Origin of the sequence: Arthrobacter sp. RT-1 (assembly GCF_003367205.1) — a bacterium.
GTDB lineage: Bacteria > Actinomycetota > Actinomycetes > Actinomycetales > Micrococcaceae > Arthrobacter.
This window is the reverse complement of the sequence record NZ_QRGQ01000012.1, coordinates 75860-101569: the sequence shown is the minus strand read 5'-3', so window position 1 is coordinate 101569 and position 25710 is coordinate 75860. Positions and strand designations below refer to the sequence as shown.

The 25710-nt window shown below is 64.8% G+C and carries 20 protein-coding genes; 11 read left to right on the top strand and 9 right to left on the bottom strand.

Annotated elements, in window-relative coordinates:
• Positions 1 to 23 precede the first annotated feature (23 nt).
• Genes DXK94_RS11585 through DXK94_RS11565 form a run of 6 tightly spaced genes read right to left on the bottom strand, consistent with a single transcriptional unit; the run spans position 24 to position 5613 of the window.
• Entirely contained in the window at positions 24 to 1316 is a 1293-nt protein-coding gene (locus tag DXK94_RS11585) for a DUF58 domain-containing protein (RefSeq protein WP_115525094.1), read from the bottom strand.
• Positions 1316 to 2311, bottom strand: coding sequence for a MoxR family ATPase (locus tag DXK94_RS11580; RefSeq protein ID WP_115525093.1), 996 nt, complete (start codon positions 2309 to 2311; stop codon positions 1316 to 1318). The genes DXK94_RS11585 and DXK94_RS11580 overlap by 1 nt, the downstream gene beginning before the upstream one ends.
• Positions 2308 to 3519, bottom strand: a complete 1212-nt coding sequence (locus DXK94_RS11575; protein ID WP_258868532.1) for a DUF4350 domain-containing protein — start codon at positions 3517 to 3519, stop codon at positions 2308 to 2310. Before DXK94_RS11575 ends, DXK94_RS11580 begins: the two co-directional genes overlap by 4 nt.
• On the bottom strand, positions 3516 to 3866 hold the full coding sequence (locus DXK94_RS21830; RefSeq protein ID WP_309544322.1) for a DUF4129 domain-containing protein: 351 nt from the start codon (positions 3864 to 3866) through the stop codon (positions 3516 to 3518). Before DXK94_RS21830 ends, DXK94_RS11575 begins: the two co-directional genes overlap by 4 nt.
• A complete protein-coding gene (locus DXK94_RS21825; RefSeq protein WP_309544321.1) occupies positions 3867 to 4163 on the bottom strand; it encodes a hypothetical protein in 297 nt (98 codons plus the stop codon).
• Positions 4153 to 5613 carry a hypothetical protein gene (locus DXK94_RS11565; RefSeq protein WP_258868531.1) on the bottom strand — a complete coding sequence of 487 codons (1461 nt, stop codon included), beginning with the start codon at positions 5611 to 5613 and terminating at the stop codon, positions 4153 to 4155. Before DXK94_RS11565 ends, DXK94_RS21825 begins: the two co-directional genes overlap by 11 nt.
• A 178-nt stretch (positions 5614 to 5791) precedes the next feature.
• Between DXK94_RS11565 and mtrA the strand changes: the two genes are divergently transcribed.
• From mtrA to secA, 7 genes are all read left to right on the top strand, one after another.
• Positions 5792 to 6466 carry an MtrAB system response regulator MtrA gene (mtrA, locus tag DXK94_RS11560; protein WP_079597257.1) on the top strand — a complete coding sequence of 225 codons (675 nt, stop codon included), beginning with the start codon at positions 5792 to 5794 and terminating at the stop codon, positions 6464 to 6466.
• Entirely contained in the window at positions 6438 to 8384 is a 1947-nt protein-coding gene (mtrB, locus tag DXK94_RS11555) for an MtrAB system histidine kinase MtrB (RefSeq protein WP_258868530.1), read from the top strand. Before mtrA ends, mtrB begins: the two co-directional genes overlap by 29 nt.
• Positions 8381 to 10099, top strand: a complete 1719-nt coding sequence (locus DXK94_RS11550; RefSeq protein WP_115525090.1) for an LpqB family beta-propeller domain-containing protein — start codon at positions 8381 to 8383, stop codon at positions 10097 to 10099. The genes mtrB and DXK94_RS11550 overlap by 4 nt, the downstream gene beginning before the upstream one ends.
• 76 nt (positions 10100 to 10175) lie before the next feature.
• The gene (locus DXK94_RS11545) at positions 10176 to 11060 is read left to right on the top strand and encodes a phosphoribosyltransferase family protein (RefSeq protein WP_309544320.1); all 885 of its coding nucleotides are present in this window, start codon (positions 10176 to 10178) and stop codon (positions 11058 to 11060) included.
• Between the two features lie 178 nt (positions 11061 to 11238).
• Positions 11239 to 11964 carry a ribosome hibernation-promoting factor, HPF/YfiA family gene (gene hpf / locus DXK94_RS11540; RefSeq protein ID WP_079597255.1) on the top strand — a complete coding sequence of 242 codons (726 nt, stop codon included), beginning with the start codon at positions 11239 to 11241 and terminating at the stop codon, positions 11962 to 11964.
• 30 nt (positions 11965 to 11994) lie between these two features.
• Entirely contained in the window at positions 11995 to 13275 is a 1281-nt protein-coding gene (locus DXK94_RS11535; protein ID WP_115525089.1) for a winged helix-turn-helix domain-containing protein, read from the top strand.
• Between the two features lie 42 nt (positions 13276 to 13317).
• Positions 13318 to 16056, top strand: coding sequence for a preprotein translocase subunit SecA (gene secA / locus DXK94_RS11530; protein ID WP_115525088.1), 2739 nt, complete (start codon positions 13318 to 13320; stop codon positions 16054 to 16056).
• An 87-nt stretch (positions 16057 to 16143) separates the two neighbouring features.
• Here secA and DXK94_RS21410 read toward each other — a convergent pair whose 3' ends face one another.
• The gene (locus DXK94_RS21410; protein ID WP_176156849.1) at positions 16144 to 16650 is read right to left on the bottom strand and encodes an Rv3235 family protein; all 507 of its coding nucleotides are present in this window, start codon (positions 16648 to 16650) and stop codon (positions 16144 to 16146) included.
• A 63-nt stretch (positions 16651 to 16713) separates the two neighbouring features.
• Entirely contained in the window at positions 16714 to 17700 is a 987-nt protein-coding gene (locus DXK94_RS11520) for a LysM peptidoglycan-binding domain-containing protein (protein WP_115525087.1), read from the bottom strand.
• A 90-nt stretch (positions 17701 to 17790) separates the two neighbouring features.
• On the opposite strand from DXK94_RS11520, the gene DXK94_RS11515 reads away from it, so the two are divergent.
• A complete protein-coding gene (locus DXK94_RS11515) occupies positions 17791 to 18408 on the top strand; it encodes a hypothetical protein (protein ID WP_309544319.1) in 618 nt (205 codons plus the stop codon).
• Positions 18409 to 18460: 52 nt separating this feature from the next.
• On the opposite strand, the gene DXK94_RS11510 is transcribed toward DXK94_RS11515, so the two are convergent.
• Positions 18461 to 18676, bottom strand: coding sequence for a helix-turn-helix domain-containing protein (locus DXK94_RS11510; protein WP_009356834.1), 216 nt, complete (start codon positions 18674 to 18676; stop codon positions 18461 to 18463).
• Positions 18677 to 18824: 148 nt separating this feature from the next.
• Here DXK94_RS11510 and DXK94_RS11505 point away from each other — a divergent pair, with 148 nt between their 5' ends.
• The 3 genes from DXK94_RS11505 to DXK94_RS11495 are packed head-to-tail and all read left to right on the top strand — an operon-like array spanning position 18825 to position 25684.
• Positions 18825 to 19469, top strand: coding sequence for a hypothetical protein (locus tag DXK94_RS11505; RefSeq protein ID WP_115525086.1), 645 nt, complete (start codon positions 18825 to 18827; stop codon positions 19467 to 19469).
• Positions 19466 to 20773, top strand: coding sequence for a P-loop NTPase (locus tag DXK94_RS11500; protein WP_115525085.1), 1308 nt, complete (start codon positions 19466 to 19468; stop codon positions 20771 to 20773). The genes DXK94_RS11505 and DXK94_RS11500 overlap by 4 nt, the downstream gene beginning before the upstream one ends.
• A 57-nt stretch (positions 20774 to 20830) precedes the next feature.
• Positions 20831 to 25684 (top strand): NAD-glutamate dehydrogenase, encoded by a 4854-nt coding sequence (locus DXK94_RS11495; RefSeq protein WP_115525084.1) that lies wholly within the window; start codon positions 20831 to 20833, stop codon positions 25682 to 25684.
• Positions 25685 to 25710 lie beyond the last annotated feature (26 nt).

Sequence of the window (25710 nt, the reverse complement as noted above, 5' to 3'; positions counted from 1 at the left end):
CTGCTCAAAAAACTCTGCCGGCTTCACAATTTACCGGCCGCTTTCAGCCTGATGTACATGTCTGCCAGCCGCGGCGGCAGCTGGTGCGGTTCAGCGTCCACCACTTCCACCCCGAGGCGGCGGAGCTCCGCGCTGACAGCGGCGCGCTGAAGGAGCGCCCGTTCGGCAGCTGCGGCACGAAAAACCCCGGTGGCGTCGGCGCGGTCCCGGAGCATGATGCCCAGCTGGGGGTCGCGGACAGCCGCCACCACCACAACATGGTCGTTGGCAAGCCGCGCGGCGGCTGGAAGGAGTCCTTCCTCCGGCGCGCCGCCGTCCAGTGAGGTCAGCAGCACCACCAGGGACCGGTGTGCGGTGACGGCGCGGACCTGCGCCGGCACGGCCGGCCAGTCCATCTCGATAAGCTCCGCGTCCAGCGGTGCCATGGCCTGGACCAGCTGTCCCAGCAGGTTGCCCTGTACGGCAGATCCTGCGCGGGCACGGGTCCGGCGGTCAAAGGCCAGGAAGTCAACCCGGTCACCGCCGCGCTCGGCCAGGACGCCGAGCAGCAGCGCAGCTTCCATGCCGGTATCGAGGCGGGTCTCGTCGTCGATCCTCGCTGCCGAGGTCCGGGACGTATCCAGGACCATCACTACGCGCCGGTCACGTTCCGGACGCCAGGTGCGGACGACGACGGAGGAACGGCGGGCGGTGGCCCGCCAGTCGATGGAACGTACGTCGTCGCCCCGGACGTAGTCTCGCAGGGAATCGAACTCGGTGCCCGCCCCGCGGATCTGCACGGCAGCTTTTCCGTCGAGTTCGCGGAGCTTCCGCAGCTTGGACGGCAGGTGCCGCCGCGCCTGGAAAGGCGGCAGGACACGTACTGCGCCCGGACACTCGATGGTCCGCTGGCGGGCGGCGAGCCGCAGGGGTCCGAAGGAGCGCAGCGTGACGTGCGGGGCCTTGAGGTCTCCGCGGCGGACCGGCTGCAGCCGGACGGTGACCCGCCTGCTTTCGTGGGCCGGGATGTCAATATCCTGGACAGGGTTTCGTGCCCCCGCCGACGGCTGCCAGCCGTCGCGGAGGGTGCCGCGCAGGCGCCGGTTCCCGTCGTTCCGGACGGTGAGCCTGGCATCGATGGTCCCGTTCAGGGCGACATTGCCGGGCTCGGAACGCTGGACCTGGACAGATGGCAGCGAACCGGCAAGGACCAGGTCGGCTGCTGCCAGCGCGGCAAGCACGCCCAGTACGGCCAGCACCGTTCCCCACCCGGGCAGCAGCAGGACCGGCACCAGGCCCACCAGCACCAGCAGCACGTAACGCCCGGAGATGGCCATCAGCGTGGAACGGGAACGGACGCCAGGATGCTGCCCAGCACATCGTCCACGCGGACCCCGTCCATCTGGGCTTCCGGCTGCAGGGCAACCCGGTGCCGCAGGCAGGGCAGTGCCAGCGCTTTGACATCGTCAGGGGTCACGAAGCCCCTGCCGGAAAGCCAGGCCCAGGACCGGGACGTATTCAAGAGTGCTGTGGCGCCGCGGGGCGAAACACCCAGCAGGAACGATGGCGCCGTGCGGGTGGCCCGCACCAGGTCCACGATGTAGCCGATGATTTCCTGCTCCACGGCCACACCGCTTACCGCGTGCCGTGCCCGCTCCAGGTCAGCGGCACCCGCAACGGGCCGGACGCCGGCGGCGGCCAGGTCACGCGGATCAAAGCCGGCGGCGTGGCGGCGGATGACCTCCATCTCATCCCGCCGATCAGGCAACGGCATGGTGAGCTTGAGCAGGAACCGGTCCAGCTGCGCTTCCGGAAGTGGATACGTCCCTTCATACTCCACGGGGTTCTGGGTGGCGGCCACGAGGAACGGTGACGGCAGGGGCCGGGACACTCCATCCACCGAAACCTGCCGCTCCTCCATCGCCTCCAGCAGCGACGCCTGGGTCTTGGGTGGCGTCCTGTTGATTTCGTCCGCCAGGAGGAGGTTGGTGAAGACGGGCCCCTCACGGAAGGTGAATTCGGACGTGTGCGAGTCGTACACCAGGGAGCCTGTGACATCCCCCGGCATCAGGTCGGGGGTGAACTGCACGCGCTTCGTATCCAGGCTCAGCGCGGCGGACAGGGCACGCACCAGCAGGGTCTTGGCGACTCCCGGCACACCCTCCAGCAGCACGTGCCCCTGCGACAGCAGGGCGATCAGCATTCCGGTAACGGTGGCGTCCTGCCCCACTACCGCCTTTGACACCTCCTGGCGCACGTCCAAAAGGGCTTGCCGGGCGGAATCGTGCTCCATCGGATCAAGGACCCGCTGGCCACTGCCGTGTTCACTCATCGGCTGCTGACCTCTTTCTCTAGGTTGTTCAGTTCCTGCGCCCAGGCCACGAGCCGGGCCTCGGTGCGGGGATGGTGATTGATGAGGTCCCGGACTTCCGCTGCGGGCCTGCCCAGCAACCGTGCCGCCGCATCAATGGTGTTCTCGGCAGTGGCCCCCGGCCCCAGACGCAACTTCCCGGCAAGCCTCGCCAGCGTTCCGGCCCGGAGGTTGTCGCGGGCCTGCTCGACGGCGTGCGCGTCGTGGTACATCCGCGCGCGCCCCTCCGCCGTCTCTACTGCCTTGACCACCACTGGCAGCGGTTCAAACACCAGGGGACCGAGGCGCCGGCCGCGCCAGGCGATCGCCGTCAATGCCACGACGATGAGCCAGGGACCCAGATACCGGACCCAGTCCGGGGCCAAGTCGTCGAGGGTTTGCGGTGAGCCGAAGGTATCCAGGTCCTCCAGCGACGGCAGGTACCAGACCAGGTCCGATGAACCGCCGAGGGTCCGAAGGGCCAGTGCAGCGTGTCCCAGCTCATCCAGCCCGTCGTTGCTCAACACTTCAGTGCTGCCCAGGACGGACAACCGCCCGTCCCCGCTGACGGCAAGCAGCCCGGCGGCCGAACCGGAAGGACGGTAACAGGACACCCCGCCGTCGTACACGAAGCCCGACTCACCGGAGATATCCCCGGCAGCCTCCGCGTCCGGAAGGGAGCAGCCAGGGACGAGCGCGGGGGAGGCATCGGGCACCACACCCGCCTGCCGGATGTCACTGTCCAGGGCGGACAGCGTCTCCAGCCTGGGCGTCACAAGCACCAACCGCCCCGCTGCGGCCGCAAGATCAAGGAGCCGCGGTTCGTCGAGGATACCGCTCCGGTCGTACAGCAGGAGCGTAGGGGAGGAGCCTGCTTCCAACGCGGACATGGCTGCTTCGAAGTTTCGGGCCTTGTGCACCTCAACCCCGTGCCGGGCGAGGATTTCGCTGACTGCCCGTGCCCCTTCCGGTCCCGCATTGCTGACCGACAGGGGAGTGGCGTCACCTTTGGGGGCAAGCTGGCCCCAGACGGCCATACCCAGGGCGATGGCGCAAACCGTGGCGAGGACGGCGAGGGACCGGTGCCTTCGCAGCCATCCAAGCGGGCCTCGACCGGGCGCCGGGAGCGTGTCCGGGCCGTCAACTCTGGTCTCCGGCTGCCTTATGCCGGCGGTATCAATGCCCGTCATGGCATGACCTCCGCGCGGCCCGGTGCCTGGGAACGTTCGGGTTTGCCCGCTTCGAGGGCGGCGTCCAGGGCGGCCATGTCCGAATAATCGGAGCTGCCCGGCGCCATGTTTCCGTAGCGGACGGCGTCGAAAGTGCTTGCCGCGTGGTCCAGGCGGTGCCCTTCCGCGCCGAACGGCACGGACAACTCGCGCGCCACTTCGTCCGCCGTCCGGCCGGGCTGGGGATCCAGGATGGTGCGGTCCTCGGCCGAGCGGACGAGCGCGCGGAAGCGGTCGACGACGGCGTCCCCCCAGTTCCCTGCCGCGGCAGACGCTTCGGAGCGCCGCCGGTAGTCAGCCGCAGTCACCTAGTAGTCCGCCTCAAAAACGTCCTTGGGCTGCCTGGATGCGGCGTTCAGGCGTGGCCGGGCGAGGATGACGGCGACGGCAATGATTAGGGCGACCACGATCCCGATGACCGGTGTTGGCAATGGCCCCGCCGACTGGGCGGACCCATCCAGGGACGAGAGCCAGTCCAGGAAGTCCATCCACAGCGTTTGAAGCCAGGACGGGGTGGCCTCGCGGTACTCAGACTTGCCCAGTTCCTCCACTGCCCAGCGCCGGGCTTCCTCCGCATCCGGGAGCACAGGCGGCTCAGCGGACATCCGGCCAGGCTCCCGCCGCAGGCCCGTGACCTTCCCGTCCCGGGACCCCTGCCGCGACGCCGCGGCCCGGGACGCCGTCGGGATCAGCGCCTGATTCCATCAGCCGCAACAGCACGATGTCCAGGCCATCCTTGCGCATCCGCAGGTCCATATAGAGCAGGGCCATGACGGACGTCTGGAACGCATAACCAAGTGCCCCGATCAGGGCGCCAAGGACCGCAGTGACAACGCCAACAGCCACAGCCACCGCAGCTTCCTGCCCGCTGCCGCCGTGCGGTGATGCGAAGGTAGTGAGGAGGCTTGTCAGAAGGCTCACCGGGATCATCACCACCTGGCTGATGACTCCCACCATGATGCTGACCACGAGCGTGATTCCCAGGATCCGCCACCAGTTGGCGCGGGTCAGCTCCCAGGACCGGCGTAACCCGGCCAGGGCTCCGAGTTCCTCAATGACAACCGCAGCGGGAGCCACCATCACTTTGATGGTGATCCAGATGAACAACGCAATAAAGCCCAGGACCAGCGGTACCAGGATGAGGGCCCCGGTTCCTTCCATGCCGGATACCAGCGCGACGGCCACCCCGGCGAGGAGTGCGAACGCCAGCAGGCCGGCCGCCATGAGCACCAGCGCAAGGCGGACCAGGGCGCCCGCCCTCGACCGCGCCAGGGTCCACATCTGCCGGAAGCCCGTGCGGCGGTTGAGGATGGACCGGGCCACCGGAACCACCATGGCACCCTGGAGGATCGCCGAGATAAACAGTGTAAGGATGCCGACCACCAGGACGGCGGCAAAGAAGCCCAACCCCAGCGAGGCGAGGTCGGCGGGGCTGGCAGTCTCTGCCCAGGCTTCGATGGAACCCATGGAGGTTGCGGTTACCGCGGTAATCCCCGCCGCGAGAATGGCCACCAGTGACTGGGCCAGCAAGGCTGCGCCCAGCATGGCCTTCGCGTTCCGGCGGATGGCCTGGAAGGAGCCGTCCATGATTTCCCCGAACATGAGGGGGCGGAGCGGAACAATGCCCGGCTTGGGCGGGGCAACGTAGCGGGGCTGGCCGTAGGGGCCACCGTAGTGGGCCCCGGGATACGGCGGTCCCGGTGAGGTGCCTTGGGGGTATGCGCCCTGGGGGAATGCGCCACCGGCGCTTGCGCCCCAGACAGGCTGTTGTCCGGGGGCCTGCTGCTGCCAGAAAGGTGGTCCCCAAGGCTGCCCTGGCTGCTGTTGGCTGGGCTGCTGGCCGGCGGGCGGGTGCCAGGTATTTTGCCCCCACGGCTGTTGTGCCTGCTGCCCGGCTGGGGATTTCCACTGCGGCGCTTCAACCCATGGATCCGGGCTGGCCGGTGATGCCGGGGTGGAGGCGTCGCCCGGGCCCTGGCCGTCCTGGTCCCGCCCGTCAGCGCGCCCGTCCCGGCGTCCGGGCTCCTGCTGGCCTGAATCCTGTGATGACACCATGTTCCTTCCCCCGTACTGGTCCGAATGCTGCCCGCGCCCGCAGTACGACTTCCGGAGGGCGCCGGGAAGGTCCGGCATCATCCCCAGCCTATAGTTCCGGCGTCGGACGTCCTAGCGTTCCGCCATGCCGTAAGGCGCTGAACAGGACAAAGCCTGCCTGATAAGGGAATATATAACTATGAAGGCACGCATTCTGGTGGTTGATGATGATGAAGCGCTGGCCGAAATGATTGGAATTGTTCTTCGCAATGACGGCTTCGAGCCGGTCTTCTGCGCTGACGGCGCAAAGGCGCTTGACGTTTTCCGGTCATCCAGGCCGGACCTTGTATTGCTGGACCTCATGCTTCCCGGCGTGGACGGCATCGAGGTCTGCCGGCAGATCCGGTCCGAGTCGGATGTGCCTATCGTCATGCTCACTGCCAAGTCGGACACCTCCGACGTCGTCCGCGGACTGGAATCCGGTGCCGACGACTATGTGCCGAAGCCCTTCAAGCCCGCCGAGCTCGTGGCCCGCGTCCGTGCCCGCCTCCGCCCGGGGGACCAGAAGGCCCCCGAAACCCTCCGGATCGCCGACATCACCATCGACGTCGCCGGCCACACCGTCAGCCGGGGAAATGAGCGCATCTCGCTGACTCCCCTTGAGTTTGATCTCCTGGTGGCCCTCGCCCGCAAACCGTGGCAGGTTTTCACCCGCGAACTGTTGCTCGAACAGGTCTGGGGTTACCGGCACGCAGCGGACACCCGCCTGGTCAATGTCCATGTCCAGCGCCTGCGGTCCAAGATCGAGCAGGACCCTGAGGCTCCTGAAGTCGTATTGACGGTGCGTGGTGTCGGCTACAAAGCAGGGGCCTGATCCCGCTGCACCTGATGGGGGACGCGGTCCGGGCGTTCCCGCTCCCGCGACCCCCGCTGCCGGAGGCAACGCCGGGCGCCCCGGAACATCTGACCCCGATGCGGCCCCCGGACACACGGAAGCCTTGACCCCGGGCTTCCGGCGCCTGGCGTTCCGAGCCCGGATCTGGCAGCGGCGTGCACTGATCGTCAGCCTGCGTGTGGCACGGCTCGTCAGGATGGGTTTCCGCCGCTTCCTGCCGGCCCTGCGCTACATCGGCCGTGCCCTGCACCGCCGGTGGCGGCGGTCGCTGCAATTCCGGACGGTTCTCACCACGCTGCTGCTTGCCGTCACCTCCTTCGCGGTTGTTGGCGCCTACCTTTCCAACCAGATCGCCAACAACCTCTTCCAGGAGCGCCTGACGCAGGCCGAGTCAGAGACGCGCTACAACGTCAAGCAGGTCCAGGACACTTTCGACGGCGCCCAGGTCACCGATCAGTCCAGCGTTATCACCCTGGTCTACGACACCCTGAATGCGGTCGAAGGGCGCGGCTCGGTAATCCAGCGCCGCTACGTGTTCGAGGCCATGCCTGAGCAGACCAAGCCGCGGAACCGCTGGGTTGAGTCCCGTGCCTCCGACCAGTTGACGGTCAGCGTTATTCCACCGGAATTGCGCAAAGCCGTGCAGGAGTCCGGAAAGGACCAGTACTGGGCGTCCACGGTCATTCCGGTGGGCACCGAAGACCGGCCGGGCATCGCCGTTGGCAACAAGGTGACGTTTAATGGCACGGTCTATGAGCTGTACCTGATTTACGACCTCAACACCGCACAGCAGACCCTGGACGAGATCCAGAGCGTGCTGTGGGCAGGCGGCGCTGTACTGGTGCTGCTGATCGGCGCAGTGGCCTGGTATGTCACCCGCAACGTCGTCAGCCCGGTCAGCCATGCCGCGATGGTTTCGGAGAAACTTGCCGCCGGACAGCTGCAGGAGCGGATGGTGGTCCGTGGTGAGGACGAGGTGGCACGCCTCGGCGCCTCCTTCAACCACATGGCTGCCAGCCTCCAGGAGCAGATCACGCAGCTGGCCACCCTTTCGCAAATGCAGCAGCGCTTCGTATCCGATGTCTCGCATGAGCTGAGGACGCCGTTGACCACGGTCCGGATGGCGGCGGAGGTCCTGTACGACGCCCGCGACGACTTTGACCCTATTAACAAGCGGTCCGCTGAACTGCTCTATAACCAGGTGGAACGCTTTCAATCGCTGTTGTCGGATCTCCTCGAGATCTCACGGTTCGACGCCGGCGTGGCCGTGCTGGATGCGGAAGCCGAGGACATCCTGCAGGTTGTTGCCCACGTCATTGAAGGTGCGGCGCCGGTAGCGGCCGAATACGGTTCCGGGATTGTCCTTAGCGCCCCGGCCGGCGCCATCATCGTGGACATGGATGCCCGGCGGATCGACCGGATCCTGCGGAACCTGATCCTGAACGCCGTTGAACACGGTGAAGGAAAACCGGTGACGGTCACCGTGGCAGCCAGCCAAACCGCCGTCGGAATTGCGGTCCGAGACCATGGCATCGGCATGGAGCCGGCGGAAGCCGCCCGCGTCTTCGACAGGTTCTGGCGTGCGGATCCGGCCCGTGCCCGTACAACGGGAGGCAGCGGATTGGGGCTGTCCATCGCCATGGAGGACACCAAGCTGCACAACGGCTGGCTGCAGGCGTGGGGCAGGAAGGGCAGTGGTGCCAACTTCCTGCTCACACTGCCGCTGCGCCAAGGCGAGGACATTGATACATCCCCCATCCATCTCGAACCGGACGACGTCATGATTCCGGGGGAGCCCGGCAACATCCCCCGGGAAACCGACAACAGGAACATGCTGGTCCTCGACACCGGTTCTTCGCGGCTGGTTCCGGTGCCGACGTCAAAGGAGACCCCATGATGGGCCGCGGCCACGGCCAGGCACGATGCGCTGCCTTCCTGCTTGCCCTGTTGCTGGTCCTGCTGGCGGGCTGCGCGCGAATACCCACATCAGGACCTGTGGGGAAGAGCAGCGAAGGCAGCGCCGGAAACCTCAGCGCACCGGTGTTCCTGCCGGCCGCCCCGCAAGACGGTGCATCACCGGAAACCATCATTGACTACTTCTACCGGGCAGGAAGCGGGTACGAGGACGACTACGCCGTGGCCCGCCAGTACCTGACGCAGGCATCATCGGTGTCCTGGAAGCCGGACCAGCGCGCCCTCGTTTATCGTGACGCCCGCGTCGTTGCAACGGATACTGAAAACGTCTTCAACTACGAGCTGGACGTCGCCTATACCGTTGACGCCGACGGCATCGCCACGCAGTCGCCGGAAGGAACCATCGAAAAGATTCCAGTCACCGTCACCCAGGTTGACGGTGAGTGGAGGATTTCGGCCATTCCAGACGGCACGGCCATCCCCGAGGAAACCTTCAAGGTGATCTACGGGGCGTATCCGATCTACTTCTTCGACCCCACCTTCACGTTCGCCGTCCCGGACGTCCGCTGGTTCATCAGGAACAAAACGGTGAAGTCCATGACCAGCGCCCTGCTCGCCGGGCCGGCCCCGTACCTCCGCGGTGCCGTAGCCAGTGCCTTCCCATCCGGAATCAAGCTGGCCCGCGAATCGGTCCCCGTAGTTTCAGGCGCCGCACAGGTGGACCTGACGGCGAAGGAACTGATGGAAACGTCACCGGAGGACCGCCTCCGCATGCAAATGCAGCTGACGCTGACGTTCCGCAGCCAGCCCGACGTCGTCAACGTTGAGCTGCGCGCCAACCAGGACCTGGTGCGCGTGGAGGACGACGGATCCGTATTGCCGCCGGTACAGGACAAGAGCGTCCCCTCGCGGCAAATCGCCATCAGCGGAAATGAGCTGGTGAGGTACGAGAACAACAGGGTTTCCCCGCTGCCGGACATACAGCCCGTCTCTGCGCTTAATCCGCGCTTTCCGGCAGAATCCCCGGTGTCGCAGACGGCCGCGTTCCTCAATGACAGCCGGACAACCCTGTACAGCATCAGCCCGGGGCAGCCGCCCCGTGCGCTCACCACGCGAAGCACGTTGAGCCGCCCGTCCTTCGGGCTCAGCGACTGGGTGTGGACCGCAGGCCCGGGAGCGGACGGCGGCACCGAGGTGGTTGCCTACCGGCCCACCGGCGTCACCGAAGGATCACCGGTCCCTTCAGTCACCCTGGCTCCGGCGTGGCTTGCAGGACGGACGGTCAAGGAATTCCGGATTTCGCGGGAAGGCGTGCGTGCGCTGGTCATCTCGGAGCAAAACGGCAGGACGCGAGTGCAGGTGACAGGCATCATCCGGGGTGGCGACGGAACGCCCCGGGAGCTGACAGCGCCCGTCACGCTGGCCACCGAAAGCAACCCGGACCAGGGCGCATGGGTCAGCGATACCACCGTGGCCGTCATGAAGGGATCCGCGGGCTCCAACGTCACCCCGGAACTGCTGTCCCTCACGTCCGGGCAGCCGCAGCAACTTGCTCCGTGGCCGGGGTTGGTGGCCCTCAGCGCCGGAAATGGCGCCGAGGAAGTTTACGCGCAGTCCTCGGAGGGCATCTTCCAACGGCTGGGCAACGGATGGTCGCCGCAGATCAAGGGTCCGATCGATCCCTCGTTCCCGGGCTGAACAAGGCACCCCGACTTACCCACATACGCCTGCTGCCGTCTTCCGCTTCATGCCGGACCGCGCCCAGTGTTAAGGGGTGAGCAGCAAAGCCGGCTTGCCCGGCAGGAGCCGGTCCAGGGCCGATCCGGACCTCCTGGCGCCTGCGCCCCGGCCTGCCCGGCACCGTTCTGACCATCAGAGCACGCTGCTGCGGTTTGCCGACCAGGTGGCCGGTGCCGCTGCCGATCTCCTTGCGCTCGCTGTTCCCGTGGACTGCGTGTGCTGCGGCGCGGAAGACCGGGCGTTGTGCAGTGCCTGTGAGCGCCACATCAGGCGCCTGACCAAGGAACCCTTCAGGGCGGAAAGCGGAGCGCCTGCGCTGATGGACATCCGGGGAACGGTCCTGCTTCCGGTCGTTGCAGCCGGCGTCTACCGGGAGGAATTGGCGCAGGCCCTCCTCTCCTTTAAAAGGCACGGCCAGCATCAGCTCAAAACCGCTCTTGGCCGCTCTTTGGCCGGAGCTGTCCGGGCGGCAGCGGGGGAGGGGCCGTCAATCGCGCTCGTTCCAGTTCCCACCAGTTCCGCGGCGTACATGAACCGGGGATTCAGCCCCGTCCACCTGCTCCTGGCAGAGGCTTCGCGGCAACTTCCGGGCATTGGCGTGGTGAACGTCCTGGTGAAGACCGGCAAAGAAGGCCTGCGCCTGACGGGAGGCCAGAAAGGCCTGGACCGCGGTGCCCGCGCAAAGCGGGTCCGTGGCTCCATGGAGGTCCGGCGCCGGGGCCAGGGAAGGGTCGAAGGGCGCCGCTGCATCATCGTTGATGACGTCCTCACCACGGGTGCCACATTGGCGGAAGCTGCACGGGCACTGCACCAGGCAGGTGCCATTGTGGCGGGCGGCGTAGTCTTGGCCGCGACACGCCCGCCGGATGCCGGCGGTGGCGGCGCTGCTTCCCCTGAGGACCAGCGGAAGCAGCCATGACTTAGAAAAAAATAAACCAGGAAAGGATGAATAACGCATGGCTATGAACTAACGTCGGTGGTGGGTACCAAGAACAGAATGTACCTTTCGATGGCGGCTCGGAGAGGGGCTCGACTGTCAGACAGCTCGGCCCAGGGAAGCGCCGCCGTCGTGTCACCGAAGTCATTTGGAGGGCACCATGGAGTTTATGATCAGCGGACGAAATCTGACAGTTTCAGACCGGTTCCGCGAATATGCCGGGGAGAAGATCTCAAAGATCGAATCGCTTGGAGACAAAGTCCAGCGGGTCGACGCCAAAGTCTCCAAGGAGACCAATGCCCGGCAGACCGGCGATCAGCTGACCGTTGAGGTGACAGTACTGGGCCGTGGACCCGTGATCCGTGCCGAAGCCAGCGCCGCCGACAAGTTCGCTGCATTTGACCTTGCATACAACAAACTGCTTGAGCGTCTCCGCCGCGCGAAGGACCGGAAAAAGGTCCACCACGGGCGCCACACTCCCAAGGCGGTCCGTGAAGCGACTGCCACGCTCGAACCGGCAAGTGCCCACGAGCCGCTGTACCTTGAGGCGAGCCACCGGAACGAGGCTGTGGCCGCCCCCGCCGACAAGTCCCCCTACGACGTCGACAATGACATTCCCGCCGGGAATTCCCCCGTCCTGATCAGGCGCAAGGTCTTTCCTGCTGCGTCCCTTTCCCTCGACGACGCCGTAGACAACATGGAACTCGTCGGCCACGATTTCTACCTTTTCGTTGACAAGGCCACCAACACCCCTTCTGTGGTGTACCGGCGCCGCGGCTGGACGTACGGCGTTATTACGCTGGACCATGAGTGCGAGCCCGGAGATACTGTGGTGGAAGAAAAGATCCTGGCCTACCGCTCGGATGACGCCGCCGCCAACGCCTAAGGGTGCAAGCCACCCACCGAGAGGACTGATGTGTCAGCAGCGCTGAGCCTGGACCAGGCACGGCGGATCGCTTTGGCAGCACAGGGACTCCACAAAGGACGGCCCGCCGGTCCCGTGACTTCACGGACGGTGGGCCGTACCTTTGCCCAGATCCAGCTGGTCCAGATCGACTCCGTCAACGTCCTCTCGCGCAGCCACTTCCTTCCCTTCTACTCCCGCCTGGGCAACTACGACCGCACCATCCTGCGGCGGATGTCCAGCGTCCATCCCCGCCGCATGGTGGAGTACTGGGCCCACGAGGCAAGCTATATCCGCCCGGAGCATTACCAGGACCTGCTCCTCTGGCAGAAACGCGCCTGGGTCGGCGCCGCGCGCATGGACCCCCACCAGCGCAGTGCCGTCGCCGCGAAGATACTGGATACGCTCGCACGCAGCCGCCCGATGACGGCCTCGGAAATCACGGCCAAAATCGGCCACGTTGAGGACCGGCAAAGGGTGAACTGGGGTTGGAACTGGAACGCGGTGAAACGCGTCCTGGAGCATCTCTTCGAGGAGGGCCTGGTCGCGGCTGCTTCCAGGACCGAGCAGTTTGAACGCAAGTACACGCTGACTGCCAAAGTGCTGCCGCATGTCGCTGCTGGGGCCCATGACCCCGATCCTGCAGCGGCGCTGAACCGGCTGACAGAGGCAGCAGCGCAGGCACATGGCATAGGAAGCGTCCGGTGCTTTGCCGACTACTTCAGGACACCCGTGAAGGCAACGGTGCAGTCCGTGGAGCACCTTGTCCGAAAGGGCAGGCTGGAGCCGGTGACGGTGGCCGGCTGGGGCAGGGACGTCTACCGGCACGTTGACGCCGTCCTGCCCCGGCGGGCGACGGGACGTGCCTTGCTCAGCCCGTTCGATTCCCTGGTCTTTGAACGCCGGCGGCTCGAGGAACTCTTCGGCTTCCACTACCGTATTGAGATCTACACACCGGAACACAAAAGGCGCTACGGCTACTATGTCCTTCCATTCCTCCTCCGAGACCGGATCGTCGCCAGGGTGGACCTGAAGGCTGACCGCGCCGGCGGGAGACTGCTCGTCCGGTCTGCGTTCGGTGAGCCGGACGCGCCGCCGGACACCGCCGTCGAACTCGCCGCGGAACTGTTCCTGATGGCTGACTGGCTGGGACTGCACGAGGTGGAGGTCTACCCCGCCGGAGACCTCGCGGCCGCCCTCGCGGCGGCCGTTGCCCGGCCTGTCGCCAACACAGAGGGTGGTATCCGCTCTCAGGGAAACAGGCACCTGCCGGTTGTCTCTCCCGTAGACTAAAAACGCCAGAATTCGGCGGCATGAGACTGGGAGCATCTTCACGTGGCATCACTTATCGAAAAACTACTCCGCACGGGTGACAAAAAAACGCTGCGGCAACTGCGTAATTATGCCGACTCCATCAATGCGCTAGAAGACTCGTTTAAGACCTTCACCAACGCTGAACTCCGTGAGGAAACAGACCGTCTCCGCGAACGCCACCAGGACGGCGAACAGCTGGATGACCTGCTCCCGGAGGCTTTCGCCGCGGTACGGGAAGCGTCCTCACGAACCCTCGGAATGCGGCACTTCGACGTCCAGCTGATGGGTGGCGCGGCACTGCACTTGGGCAACATTGCAGAAATGAAGACCGGTGAAGGCAAGACCCTGGTGGCAACCGCTCCTGCCTACCTCAATGCCCTCACCGGCAAGGGCGTTCACGTGGTCACCGTGAACGACTACCTCGCCGAATACCAGTCTGACCTGATGGGCCGCGTCTACCGGTTCCTGGGCCTGACCAGCGGATGCATCCTGTCCAACCAGGATCCTGCCGTCCGGCGCCAGCAGTACGCCGCGGACATCACGTACGGAACCAACAACGAGTTCGGTTTTGACTACCTCCGCGACAACATGGCGTGGGACAGGAACGAACTCGTCCAGCGCGGACACAACTTTGCCATTGTGGATGAGGTCGACTCCATCCTCATCGACGAGGCCCGCACACCGCTCATCATTTCCGGTCCCGCACAGGGGGACACGAACCGCTGGTACAGCGAATTCGCCAAGGTGGTCCTCCGGCTGCAGCCCGAGAAGGACTACGAGGTGGACGAAAAGAAGCGGACCGTCGGCGTGCTGGAAAGCGGGATCGAAAAGGTCGAGGACTACCTTGGCATTCAGAACCTGTACGAATCCGCGAACACCCCGCTCATCGGGTTCCTCAACAACGCCATCAAGGCCAAGGAACTGTTCAAGCGGGACAAGGACTACGTCATCCTGGACGGCGAAGTCCTGATCGTGGATGAGCACACCGGCCGCATCCTTGCCGGCCGCCGCTACAACGAGGGCATGCACCAGGCGATCGAGGCCAAGGAAGGCGTCGAGATCAAGGCCGAAAACCAGACGCTGGCCACCGTGACGCTGCAGAACTACTTCCGCATGTATCACAAGCTCTCGGGCATGACGGGAACTGCCGAAACCGAGGCAGCCGAGTTCATGAGCACCTACAAGCTGGGCGTCGTGGCCATTCCCACCAACCGCGACATGCAGCGCATCGATCAGCCGGACCTCGTGTTCAAGAACGAAACCGTAAAGTTCGACGCCGTTGTCCGTGACATTGCCGAGCGGCACGAAAAGGGCCAGCCGGTCCTGGTGGGCACCACCAGCGTCGAGAAAAGCGAATACCTTTCGCGGCTCCTGGCGAAGGAAGGCATCCGCCACGAGGTGCTCAACGCAAAGAACCACGCACGGGAAGCTGCAATCGTTGCCCAGGCCGGCCGGAAGGGCGCCGTCACCGTGGCGACCAACATGGCCGGCCGCGGTACCGACATCATGCTGGGCGGCAACGCGGAATTCACCGCCGTCGCCGAACTGGCAAAGCGGGGGCTGGATCCCGAGGAGAACTCCGAGGAGTACGAGTCCGCCTGGCCCGCAGCCCTCGACGCAGCCAAGCAGTCGGTTAAGGACGAACACGAGGAAGTTCTGAACCTGGGCGGCCTTTACGTCCTGGGAACCGAACGGCACGAATCCCGCCGGATCGACAACCAGCTCCGCGGCCGTTCCGGACGCCAGGGCGACCCCGGCGAGTCCCGCTTCTACCTGTCGCTGACTGATGACCTCATGCGGCTTTTCAACTCCGGTGCCGCCGAACGCCTGATGAACAGCTCGGTTCCGGACGACGTTGCGCTGGAGTCCAAGCTGGTCTCGCGCGCTATCGCTTCCGCCCAGGGACAGGTGGAAGGCCGGAACGCCGAGCAGCGTAAGAACGTGCTGAAGTACGACGACGTCCTGAACCGCCAGCGCGAGGCCATCTACAGTGACCGGCGGCGGATCCTGGAAGGTGACGACCTGCACGAAAAGGTTCAGTTCTTCGTGGAGGACACCATTTCCGCGCTGATCGATGACGCAACCGCGGAAGGTAACGGCGACGATTGGGACTTCAACCAGCTGTGGACCAACCTGAAGACGCTCTACCCGGTAAGCGTCACCGCCGAGGACATCATTGAAGAGGCGGGCGGCAAATCACGGTTGACCGTTGAGTTCCTCAAGGAAGAGCTGCTGTCCGACGCCCGCCTGGTGTACCAGGCGCGGGAGGAAGCCATCGGTTCGGAGAGCATGCGGGAGCTGGAGCGCCGTGTGGTCCTGTCCGTCATTGGACGCAAATGGCAGGAACACCTCTATGAGATGGACTACCTTAAGGAAGGAATCGGGCTGCGGGCCATGGCCCAGCGTGATCCGCTCGTGGAATACCAGCGTGAGGGCTTCGTCCTGTTCCAGAGCATGATGGAGGCCATCCGCGAGGAAAGCGTAGGGTTCCTGTTCAACCTGGAAGTGGAAGTCACCCCTGCCCAGGACGTGGTAGTACCGGATGCTGCCGGCGGGCACACGGAGCACGTGGAGCCCCAGGTCCGCGCGGCCGGCCTGGAAGCGCCGGAAAGGCCTGCCCAGCTGCAGTACACCGCTCCCAGCGAAAGCGGCGAGACGCAGACCCGCGTGGAGACCAGGCAGTCGGGACGTTCGGGAAATCCGGCCAAGGCGGCAGCCCAGGATGCGGCCAGGCGTTCGGCCAAGAAGAAGCGGCGCTGACGGCCGCGCCTTAAACCAGGCAGCCGCACGGAAAGCAGGCAGAGGCAGGGCGGGAAGCACTTTCCCGGCCCTGCCTCTTTGCGTGGGTCAGCCGATGACAAGTTCAGTCACCCTCCAGACATGCTTGCTGCGCTCCAGCCGGATGGCGACGGCACGGGCACGGACGTCGTCCACCACAACGGCGCTGGCTTCGTAGATGCCATCCGCCACCTCGCAGACGCGGACTGAGCGGACGGTGGAATTCCTGTGGAGCCGGGCCAGGGCGGGATTCCCTGTACGGGTGAGCTCCCGCCTGATCAGGGACGCCCGGTGCTGCAGATTCCCCAGGCATCGTGGATCGAGCCGCCGTGCCAGCTGGTGGATGGGCCGGATTCCGGCCAATACCTCCATCGCTGCCTGCACGGTGCCGCGGGTGATCGCGCGCACTTCTGCAGTCTCGTCGACGGACCGCAGCGCGGGCTGGGTTCCGGGGCGATAAAAGCCTGCCCGCCCCTGGTCCAGCGCCGGGTTCCGAAGTGCGGCGGCCTCCCGGTCTCTTCCCGTTTCTCTGTCGGAGCCCTCCTGGGCTGCCCGGATTGGCGTCACTGCAGACATTGGTTTCCCCTTTTTATGGTTGTGCCCGGAAGGCCGGATGCCCGCCGGTGGTGTTGCGGGTGGCTACGCGGACGTAGGAGGCACCAGGATTTGCCCGGGAAGAAGTACATCCGGGTTCTGGCCAAGGAGGGTTTTGTTGGCTTCGTACCACCGCGGCCACTCAAGAGCTATGTCCACGTCCGAGGCACCGGGCCCCAACTGATCCGCCACGATGTCCCACAGACTGTCTCCGGCAAGGACGGCTACCGGCCCGCTGTACCGGCCTATCCCCTGATGGATGCCGGCGTCACTGCGCACGTCAGGTGCGGTCAGCAACCCGGGCTCAACGATCGGAGCCGATGGTTGCCAGCGCGGTTGAATTGTTGATGGAGCCGGAAGTATGGGCTCAGTTTGCCCGGGTACCGGGGCCTGGTTGTTTACCGGGAACTGGTCTGCGGCGGGAGGGAGAGGGGCCGGCGAAGGGTCGGACGTTGGTTGCGGCCCGGAGCCACCGGTCACGGGCGCGGCCGCACCGGGTCCACTGCCTGGGCTTGCAGGCACGGACGGCTCGCTGGCGTTGTCTGGAGGCGGAGCTGCTTCCTGTTCGCCCGTTGCCGGTGCGGCCCGGTCCGGTCCCGATGCCGCCGGCGCAGAGGACTCCTGGCCTTGCGTCGGAGCCCACTGTGGACCCGGTGCCGGAACTGCGGCATGTGCGGCAACACCGCCGGACAAAAGCTGGACGGAAACCGCTGCAACAACCAAGCGCTGCATAAAAGCGGGCGACATTTTGCGGCTCACCGCGGCTGCCTTGGCCTTGCCGAGTTTCTCCAGCACCAGGCCGGCAGCAGCATATGCAAGGGACACAAACCACCAGAGCAGGAGGACTGCCCCGGCAGCGGCCGCGGCGGCGCCCAGCACGTCCTCCACCTCAGGGCGCTGGTGGCGGGCGGCCGAGTCCTGCCACTGGCCAAGAAGTCCTGCTCCGATAAAGACCAGTGCGAAGGCCAACACCAGCAGACCCGCCGCCGCGGTGGCGTCAGCACCGATCCCCGTGTCATCACGTTTGCACATTCGACCCTCTTTGATGCAGTTTGATGTTGTTTGCTTATGTCTGCTTCAGTTTGCGCCCGTCTCACCGCTTTTGTCTAGACAGTGGAGAGAATGAAAATGCGGGTTGACCAGGCCACGGTTGGGTCCTACGCTGACCGGATGCGCTGGGATTCCCTCTTCAACGACATGGAAAGCCAGTTCGCGGAAGCGGACAGGCTGTCTCTTGATGCTGAGATCAACGAGCGCACCAGAATCGACATGGTGAATGTAGAATTCGCGGACAGGCTCCGCGGAGCTCTCGGCTGCCGCCTGGGTGTCCATCTTGCCTGTGGGGAGGTATTTCACGGCACGCTGTCCCATGCCGGTGCGGACGCAATGGTGCTGGACGAAGACCACCACCAGGTTCTCATTCCTTACGCTGCGGCGCTCCGCTACGTGGGCTTGGGGAGGTGGTCCCAACCCGAGGCTTCGCCGGTGCGCCGTGCGATAGGACTCGCGCATTCCTTGCGTGCCCTTGCCAGGGACCGCACCGAACTTTCGGTCACACTGGGAAACGGTGCCGGCAGTGTCCGTATGGAGGGAGTCATCGACAGGGTGGGGAAGGACTTCATTGACCTGGCGGTTGTTGCTGCCGGGGAGGCCCGCCGCAGTGGCCAGGTCAGCCAGGTTTCTACCATCCCGTTTCCGGCATTGGCCGCTGTAAGGTCGCGGCGGACCCACGACATCTAGCGGCGAGGACTTTCAGCCGCGCTGCCCGGAAATTAGGGCGCAAGTGGAATGGTCAGACCGACCGGGATTTGGACTCCTGGATCATCCTGCTGGCCTCGGCATAGCGTTCCTCAATGTACTGCTCCAGCATTTTCTCTTCGACCCGCCACTGCCCCCGGCCACCAACCTGGATAGCCTTGAGCTCCCCGCTTCGCACCAGTGCATAAGCGGCAGGCGAATTGATCTGGAGCTGCTCTGCGACATCCGCGAGCGTGAGAAACCTGGGCATGCATTCATTTTGCCATCAGATGAGCCGTTTTGCTGCTGTTATCCACAGATTGGCCTTGTTTGGTTTGTGGGCTTTCGTTCCAGCGCCCTTGCCGCAACAATAAATTGTCCGGCCACAGTGCGCCGGCGCAACTAGGGGGAGAAGCGGCATGGTTCCTGATTCGTCTGTCACGGCGGCACGCCTTAAGCGTCCATCCTGGCGGGACCCGCGCCTGCTGATGGGCATTCTCCTGGTCCTGGTCTCCGTTGCCGGCGTCGTCTTCCTGGTCAACAGTGCCGACTGGACCACGGAGGTTTACGCGGCGCGGGACGGCATCGGCGTGGGCGAGGCCTTGACCGCCGAGAACGTGGTCCGGGCTAAAGTGCGCCTCGGCGAAACCGAGCAACACTACATTCCTGTGGAGTCCGGCCTGCCCGAGGGCGTGGTTGCCGTACAGCGGATCGCCAAGGACCAGCTGGTACCCCGGGCGAGCCTTGGGGAAGTGGACCAGCTGGACCGCAAACCGGTGGCGCTGACCATTGACGAAACGCTTCCGTCGCAGGCAGTCGAGGGCGCCAGGGTGGACGTCTGGGTTGCACAGCCCGACGCCAAAAATGGTTACAGTGAACCCAAGCTTCTCCTTTCCAGCGCTGAAATCGCGGAAGTGACAGCTGGCTCCACGGCTTTGGGATCCACTAAGACCACCGTCCTGATGGTCCTCGTGGAGGACAGCCAAATGCCTGCCTTGCTCGGCGCCCAGGCCAACGAAGCAAAGATTTCGGTTGTCTGGAATCCGGGCGGCGGCTCCCGATGAACATTCCGGTAGTCACCGTTGGCCAGAGCCGGGAGGATCTGGTGGGCGGACTTGAACGGCTGCATGGTCCTGTCACTGTCGTCAGGAAGTGCGTGGAACTGCCGGAGCTCTTAGCGGCGTGCCAAAGCGGACTTGCCCGGGCAGCCGTCGTGGCTGATGGCTCCGAGGGGCTGACAGCCTCCCTGGTTGACAGGCTGGGAGCGGTGGGAGTGGCCATTATCGCGTTGACGGACAACGCCGACGAAGCAGCACGGCTGCGAAAAATTGGGGTGGCCTCTGCGCTGACCGGGGTGGAGTCCGCCGAACTGTCCGACCGGATCGCAGATGCGGTGGAGCAATTGACGGGGGCAGGTCGTCGTTCGGCGACCTGGAGTTCGCTTGCTGACACAGGTGCTGCCCTGGGCACGGTCCAGGCGGAGCCGGCGGTGGTCCCGGACGGGCCAGGTGCGGGAAGAATCATTGCGGTCTGGGGGCCGGTTGGATCGCCGGGACGTACAACCGTTGCGGCCAACATCGCCGGCGAGATGGCGGCCGACGGAAAACAGGTTCTCCTCGTTGATGCGGACAGTTATGGCGCCAGCATAGCCGCCGTTCTCGGTCTGCTGGATGAATCAGCCGGCCTTGCGCAGGCATGCCGGCTGGCGGACCAGGGCGCCCTGGATGCTTCCGCCCTTCAAAAAGTTGCAACCCCGGTGGCCACGAAGTCGGGGACGTTCACAGTACTCACCGGCATTACCCGCGCGGACCGGTGGACCGAGCTCCGGGCGCCCGCCCTTGCCCTGGTCCTGGAGCGGGCACGGCAAATCGCCGACGTCATTGTTGTTGATACCGGGTTTTGCCTGGAAGCAGATGAAGAATTGAGCTTCGACACTATGGCGCCACGCCGGAATGCCGCCGCGCTGCGTCCGCTTGAGCTTGCCGACACCATCTACGCGGTCGGGGCCGCCGACCCTGTGGGAGTTCCCCGCCTGGTACGTGGCCTCGCTGAATTGGAAGCCGCCGTTCCCCAGGCGTCCCCGTTGGTGGTCATGAACAAGGTTCGTGCTTCGTCGGTGGGACGGAGTCCGGAGCGGCAGTTGCAGGATGCCTGGGAAAGATACGGTCCTGCCTGCGGCATCGAAACCTTCCTGCCGCACGACCCGGCAGCTGCGGATGCGGCCCTGCTTGCGGGGTCGCTGCTGTTGGAAACTGCTCCCGAGTCTGCGTTGCGCCGTGCAGTTCGCAGTCTCGTTTGTGCACCTGACCAGCAAAAAGTGAAATCCTCTGTCTTTTCTTCCACAGCAGGGCGCAGGTCAAAGGGCTAGGCTCGCCATAAGAGCTGCAATGGTGCAGCAAATATCTTGTGATGGAGGCGTGTGTCGATGTCGTCTGGATCCAGCGTGGAGGATCAGCCCCTTTCGATTGAAGGCCTGGAAGGCTTTATTGGGGACTACTACCAGCATTTGGCCGAGGAGGATGCCAGGAGCTACCCCCGGGAAGTGCTGGTGGCACGGGCGGGCAACCACCGTGAGGTCGCAACAGTGCGGCAGCCCGGCCAGGCGAAAATCAGCGTTGTGGATGAGGAAGACAGCAGCGTGGTCTTCGTGGTCACGGACGACATGCCGTTCCTGGTTGACTCAGTCAACGCAGAACTCGTCCGTCAGCACGCCGCCATCAAGCTTGTGGTTCACCCGCTCTTCGTCGCTACCCGCGACAGGGAAAGCGGCGAGCTGGTCAAGGTCAACCGGGTTCCCGCGCACATTGGAATTTCCAGCGGTGACACCGCGGCAATGCCCAGCCTGTCCCACCTCATTGCGCAGGGCGAGCATGCCTCGCACATGGAGTCCTGGATCGCCGTCGAAATCAACCGCATCTCTGACGACGCCAAGAATTCCCTGCTTGAGGGACTTAAGCGCGTCCTCAACGACGTCCGCGCTGCCGTCGAGGATTGGCCGAAAATGCGCCAGAAGGCACGGCAGATCTCCGAGAGCCTTGACCAGGTAGCCAACCCGGCACAGATCGCGGAGCTGCGGCAGGCGAAGGACCTCCTGCGTTGGCTGGATGACGGGAACTTCACCTTCCTTGGATACCGGGAATACGACCTGGTGAACGTGGATGGCGAAGATGTCCTGGAGCTCCGCGAAGACAGCGGGCTGGGCCTCCTGCGGGCGGTCGCCGACTCGCCGCACATCCAGCACCTGACCGACACCGGCCGGAAAAAGGCGCGGGAAAAGCGTGCACTGGTCATCACCAAGGCGAACTCGCGTTCCACCGTCCACCGCTCGGCCTACCTCGACTACATCGGGGTCAAGAGCTTTGACGCTGCCGGCAACGTCAACGGTGAGCGCCGCTTCATCGGACTCTTCGCCACGAGCGCCTATACCGGATCGGTTCGAAACATCCCGATTGTCCGGGAAAAAGTGGACGCCGTACTCCGAAGCGCTGGTTTCCCGCCGGATTCCCACTCCGGCAAGGACCTGCTGGGAATTTTGGAAACATACCCCCGTGATGAGTTGTTCCAGATCGAAGTCCCCGATCTGGCCGCCACCGCCCTTGGCATCCAGAAACTGCAGGAGCGGCGCCGTACCAGGCTCTTCCTCCGGCCGGACATCTACGGCCGTTTTATGTCAGCCGTCGTCTACCTTCCCAGGGACCGCTACACCACCAACGTGCGGCTTCGTATCGAGCAGGAACTTCGCGAGACGTTCCAGGCGGTGTCCATCGACTATGAGGCACGCATGACGGAGTCGGCATTGGCCCGGCTGTTCTTCCGCATCCGCCTGCCGAAGAATGCCGACTTCAGCCATGTCAACACCGAGGAACTGGAGAAGCGGCTTGTCCGTGCCGCCCGTTCCTGGAGCGAAGGCATCGCCGAGGTCCTGCGCGAGGGCAGGGACCCGGTGGAAGCCAAGGAACTGGCCGCTATCTGGGCCGAAGCATTCCCCGCGGGCTACCGCGTGGACTACGAGGTGGAAGACGCCCTGGAGGACATTGCGCGCTTCGAGAAGTACGGGGCGGCGGCGGAACGGGCGGTAGGCGCACGCCAGGAGCGGCCCGGCGTCCACGTTTACCTCCCGGAGGGTGCAGGCGCAACGCTCGAGGAAGATGCGCGCGTGAAGCTGTACATGCTGGAGCCGAAAAGCCTCAGCCAGATTCTGCCCTTCTTCCATAACCTGGGGCTGGAGGTACTGGACGAGCGGCCTTTCGAAATTGAGACAGCGGACCGCCGTGACTTCTTCCTGTACGATCTCGGGCTGAAATACCCCGCGGGTGTGGATCCGGTTTCCACCGGCGAGCTGCTTGCCGATTCATTCGGTGCGGCGGTGACAGGCGCAGCTGAATCGGACGCGTTCGACCGGCTCGTCCTCCGGGAAGGCCTGCAGTGGCGGCAAATTACCGTGCTCCGGGCCTACGCGCGCTACATGCGCCAGATGGGAAACAGCAACTCCTTCGGTTTTATGGCCGACACCCTACTTGCGAATGCGGACGTCACCAGGGGCCTGAGCGCCCTCTTCGCGGCCCGTTTTGATCCTGCCCTGAGCGACGACGAGCGGCTGGCCGCGCAGGAGTCCGTGCGGCAGGACTTGGCGGCTTCGATTGAGAAGGTCGCCACGCTCGACGCCGACAGGGTCCTGCGCACGTTCGTTAACCTGATCGAAGCGACGCTCCGGACCAACTACTACCAGAACAAGCCACACCTGAGTTTCAAACTCGACCCGGCCAGGATCGAGGGCCTGCCCTTCCCTCGTCCGATGTTCGAGATCTGGGTTTACTCTCCCCGGGTCGAAGGTGTCCACCTTCGGTTCGGCAAGGTGGCCCGCGGCGGGCTGCGATGGTCGGACCGCCGGGAGGACTTCCGCACCGAAGTCCTTGGCCTCGTCAAGGCGCAGACCGTCAAGAACGCGGTCATCGTGCCAACCGGAGCGAAGGGTGGTTTCTTCGCCAAGCGCCTTCCGGACCCCGCTGCCGACCGCTCCGCCTGGATGGCTGAGGGCGTCGAAAGCTACAAGACGTTTATCCGCGGCCTGCTTGACCTGACCGACAACCTCGTGACGGAAGGCGACAGCGAACGGCTGGTCCCGCCGTCGAACCTTGTCAGGCACGACGACGACGATTCCTACCTGGTAGTGGCCGCGGACAAGGGAACCGCGACCTTCTCCGACATCGCCAACGGACTGTCCGCCGAATACGGCTTCTGGCTGGGCGACGCCTTCGCTTCCGGCGGATCCGTAGGTTATGACCACAAGGCGATGGGCATCACGGCCCGGGGCGCCTGGGAATCAGTAAAGCGGCACTTCAGCGAACTCGACCTCGATACGCAGACCCAGCCGTTCACGGTGGTGGGCGTCGGAGATATGTCAGGCGATGTATTCGGCAACGGCATGCTCCTCTCCAGGCATATCCGCCTCGTCGCGGCCTTCGACCACCGGCACGTCTTCCTCGACCCCAACCCCGATGAGGAGGCCTCGTTCGTGGAGCGGCAGCGGTTGTTTGAGCTGCCAAGGTCTTCCTGGGATGACTACGACAAGTCCCTGATCAGCGAGGGCGGCGGGGTCTTTGCCCGGCAGGCCAAGTCAATCCCGGTCTCACCGCAGGTGCGGACCGCCCTGGGGCTTCCTGCAGAAACGACGGAACTCAGCCCGCCTGAGCTGCTGCGGGCGATCCTCCTCGCCCCAGCCGACCTCCTGTACAACGGCGGCATCGGAACCTACGTCAAGGCCAGCACCGAATCGAACGCCTCTGTGGGGGATAAGGCCAACGACGCCATCCGCGTTGACGGCCGGGATCTGCGCGTGAAGGTGGTGGGTGAAGGCGGAAACCTCGGCATGACTCAACGCGGCCGTATTGAAGCGGCGCTTCAGGGTGTCATCCTGAACACCGACGCCATTGACAACTCAGCCGGCGTCGACTGCTCCGACCATGAGGTCAACATCAAGATCTTCGTCGACCGGATGGTGGCCGCCGGAAAGCTTTCGGCGGAAGAACGGGCCGGCTTCCTCGCATCGATGACCGATGAGGTGGGCCGTCTGGTGCTCGAAGACAACATCGACCAGAACATCCTGCTGCTCAACGACCGGACCAAGGTAGCCGAGTGGAGCCCCAGCTATGAGCGGCTGATGGACTGGCTGGAGAAGTCAGCCGACCTGAACCGGGAGCTCGAAGCGCTGCCCTCAACCGAAGTGCTGCGGGAGCGGCTGCAGCAGGGGCAGGGTTTGACCTCGCCCGAGCTGTCGGTGCTGGCCGCCTACGCCAAGATCGAACTGACGTCCGCGCTGCGCGACAGCGACCTAGCTGATGACCCCTGGTTCAGGAAGACCCTGCGGGACTACTTCCCCCAGCAGCTGCGCGAGCGCTTCGACGCGGAACTGGATACCCACCCGCTGCGCCGCGAGATCATCGCCACCGTGGTGGCCAACGACATGATCAACCTCGGCGGTATCACCTTCGCGTTCCGTGTCATGGAGGAAACGTCGGCGAGTGAGGTGGCTGTGGCCAAGGCATTCGTGGCCCTGCGGGAGATTTACGAGCTGGACACCATGGTGGGGGAGCTCAACAGCCTGCCGGCGTCGTTCCCGACCGAGCACTGGAGCACTGTGCACCTCGATGTCCGCAGGCTGCTTGACCGCGCGGTCCGGTGGCTCCTGACTCAGGGCACTGTTTCGCGGCCCATTGCGGATGTGGTGTCCGAGTTCAAGCCCCTGATGGACCCGATGCGCGCACGGCTTCTGGACTACCTGCGCGGCGACGACCGGGCTCGCGTGGCAGGCTGGCTGGAAACGGCGCGTGAGTGGGAACTTCCGGAAGGACTCGCCCTGCGCTGGGCAGAACTTTTCGAGAGTTTCGTCCTGTTGGACATTGCCAAGATCGCCCGGGTCCGGAAGGACCCTGTGGAGGAGATTGCGGCCGTTTACTACACGGTCTTCAACCGCTTCCACGCCGATTCCCTCCTTGAGCGGATCAGCAGCCTGCCGCGGCAGGACCGGTGGCAGGCTTTGGCCCGGGCAGCCCTCCGCGATGACCTGTACTCCACGGTTTCGGATATAACGACGGCGGTGCTTGACGCCACCACGGCGGCTGATTCGCCGGAAGCCCGGCTGAAGGATTGGGAGGCCCAGAATGCGGAGCAGCTGGGCCGGGCGAAGAGCATGTTCGATGAGGTCAATTCGCTTGAAACCGACGATATGGCATCCCTGTCGGTAGCATTGAGGCTCTTGAGGTCAATCGTCCGGCGCTAGCAAGTACGGCGTCGTAATTGGAGGTG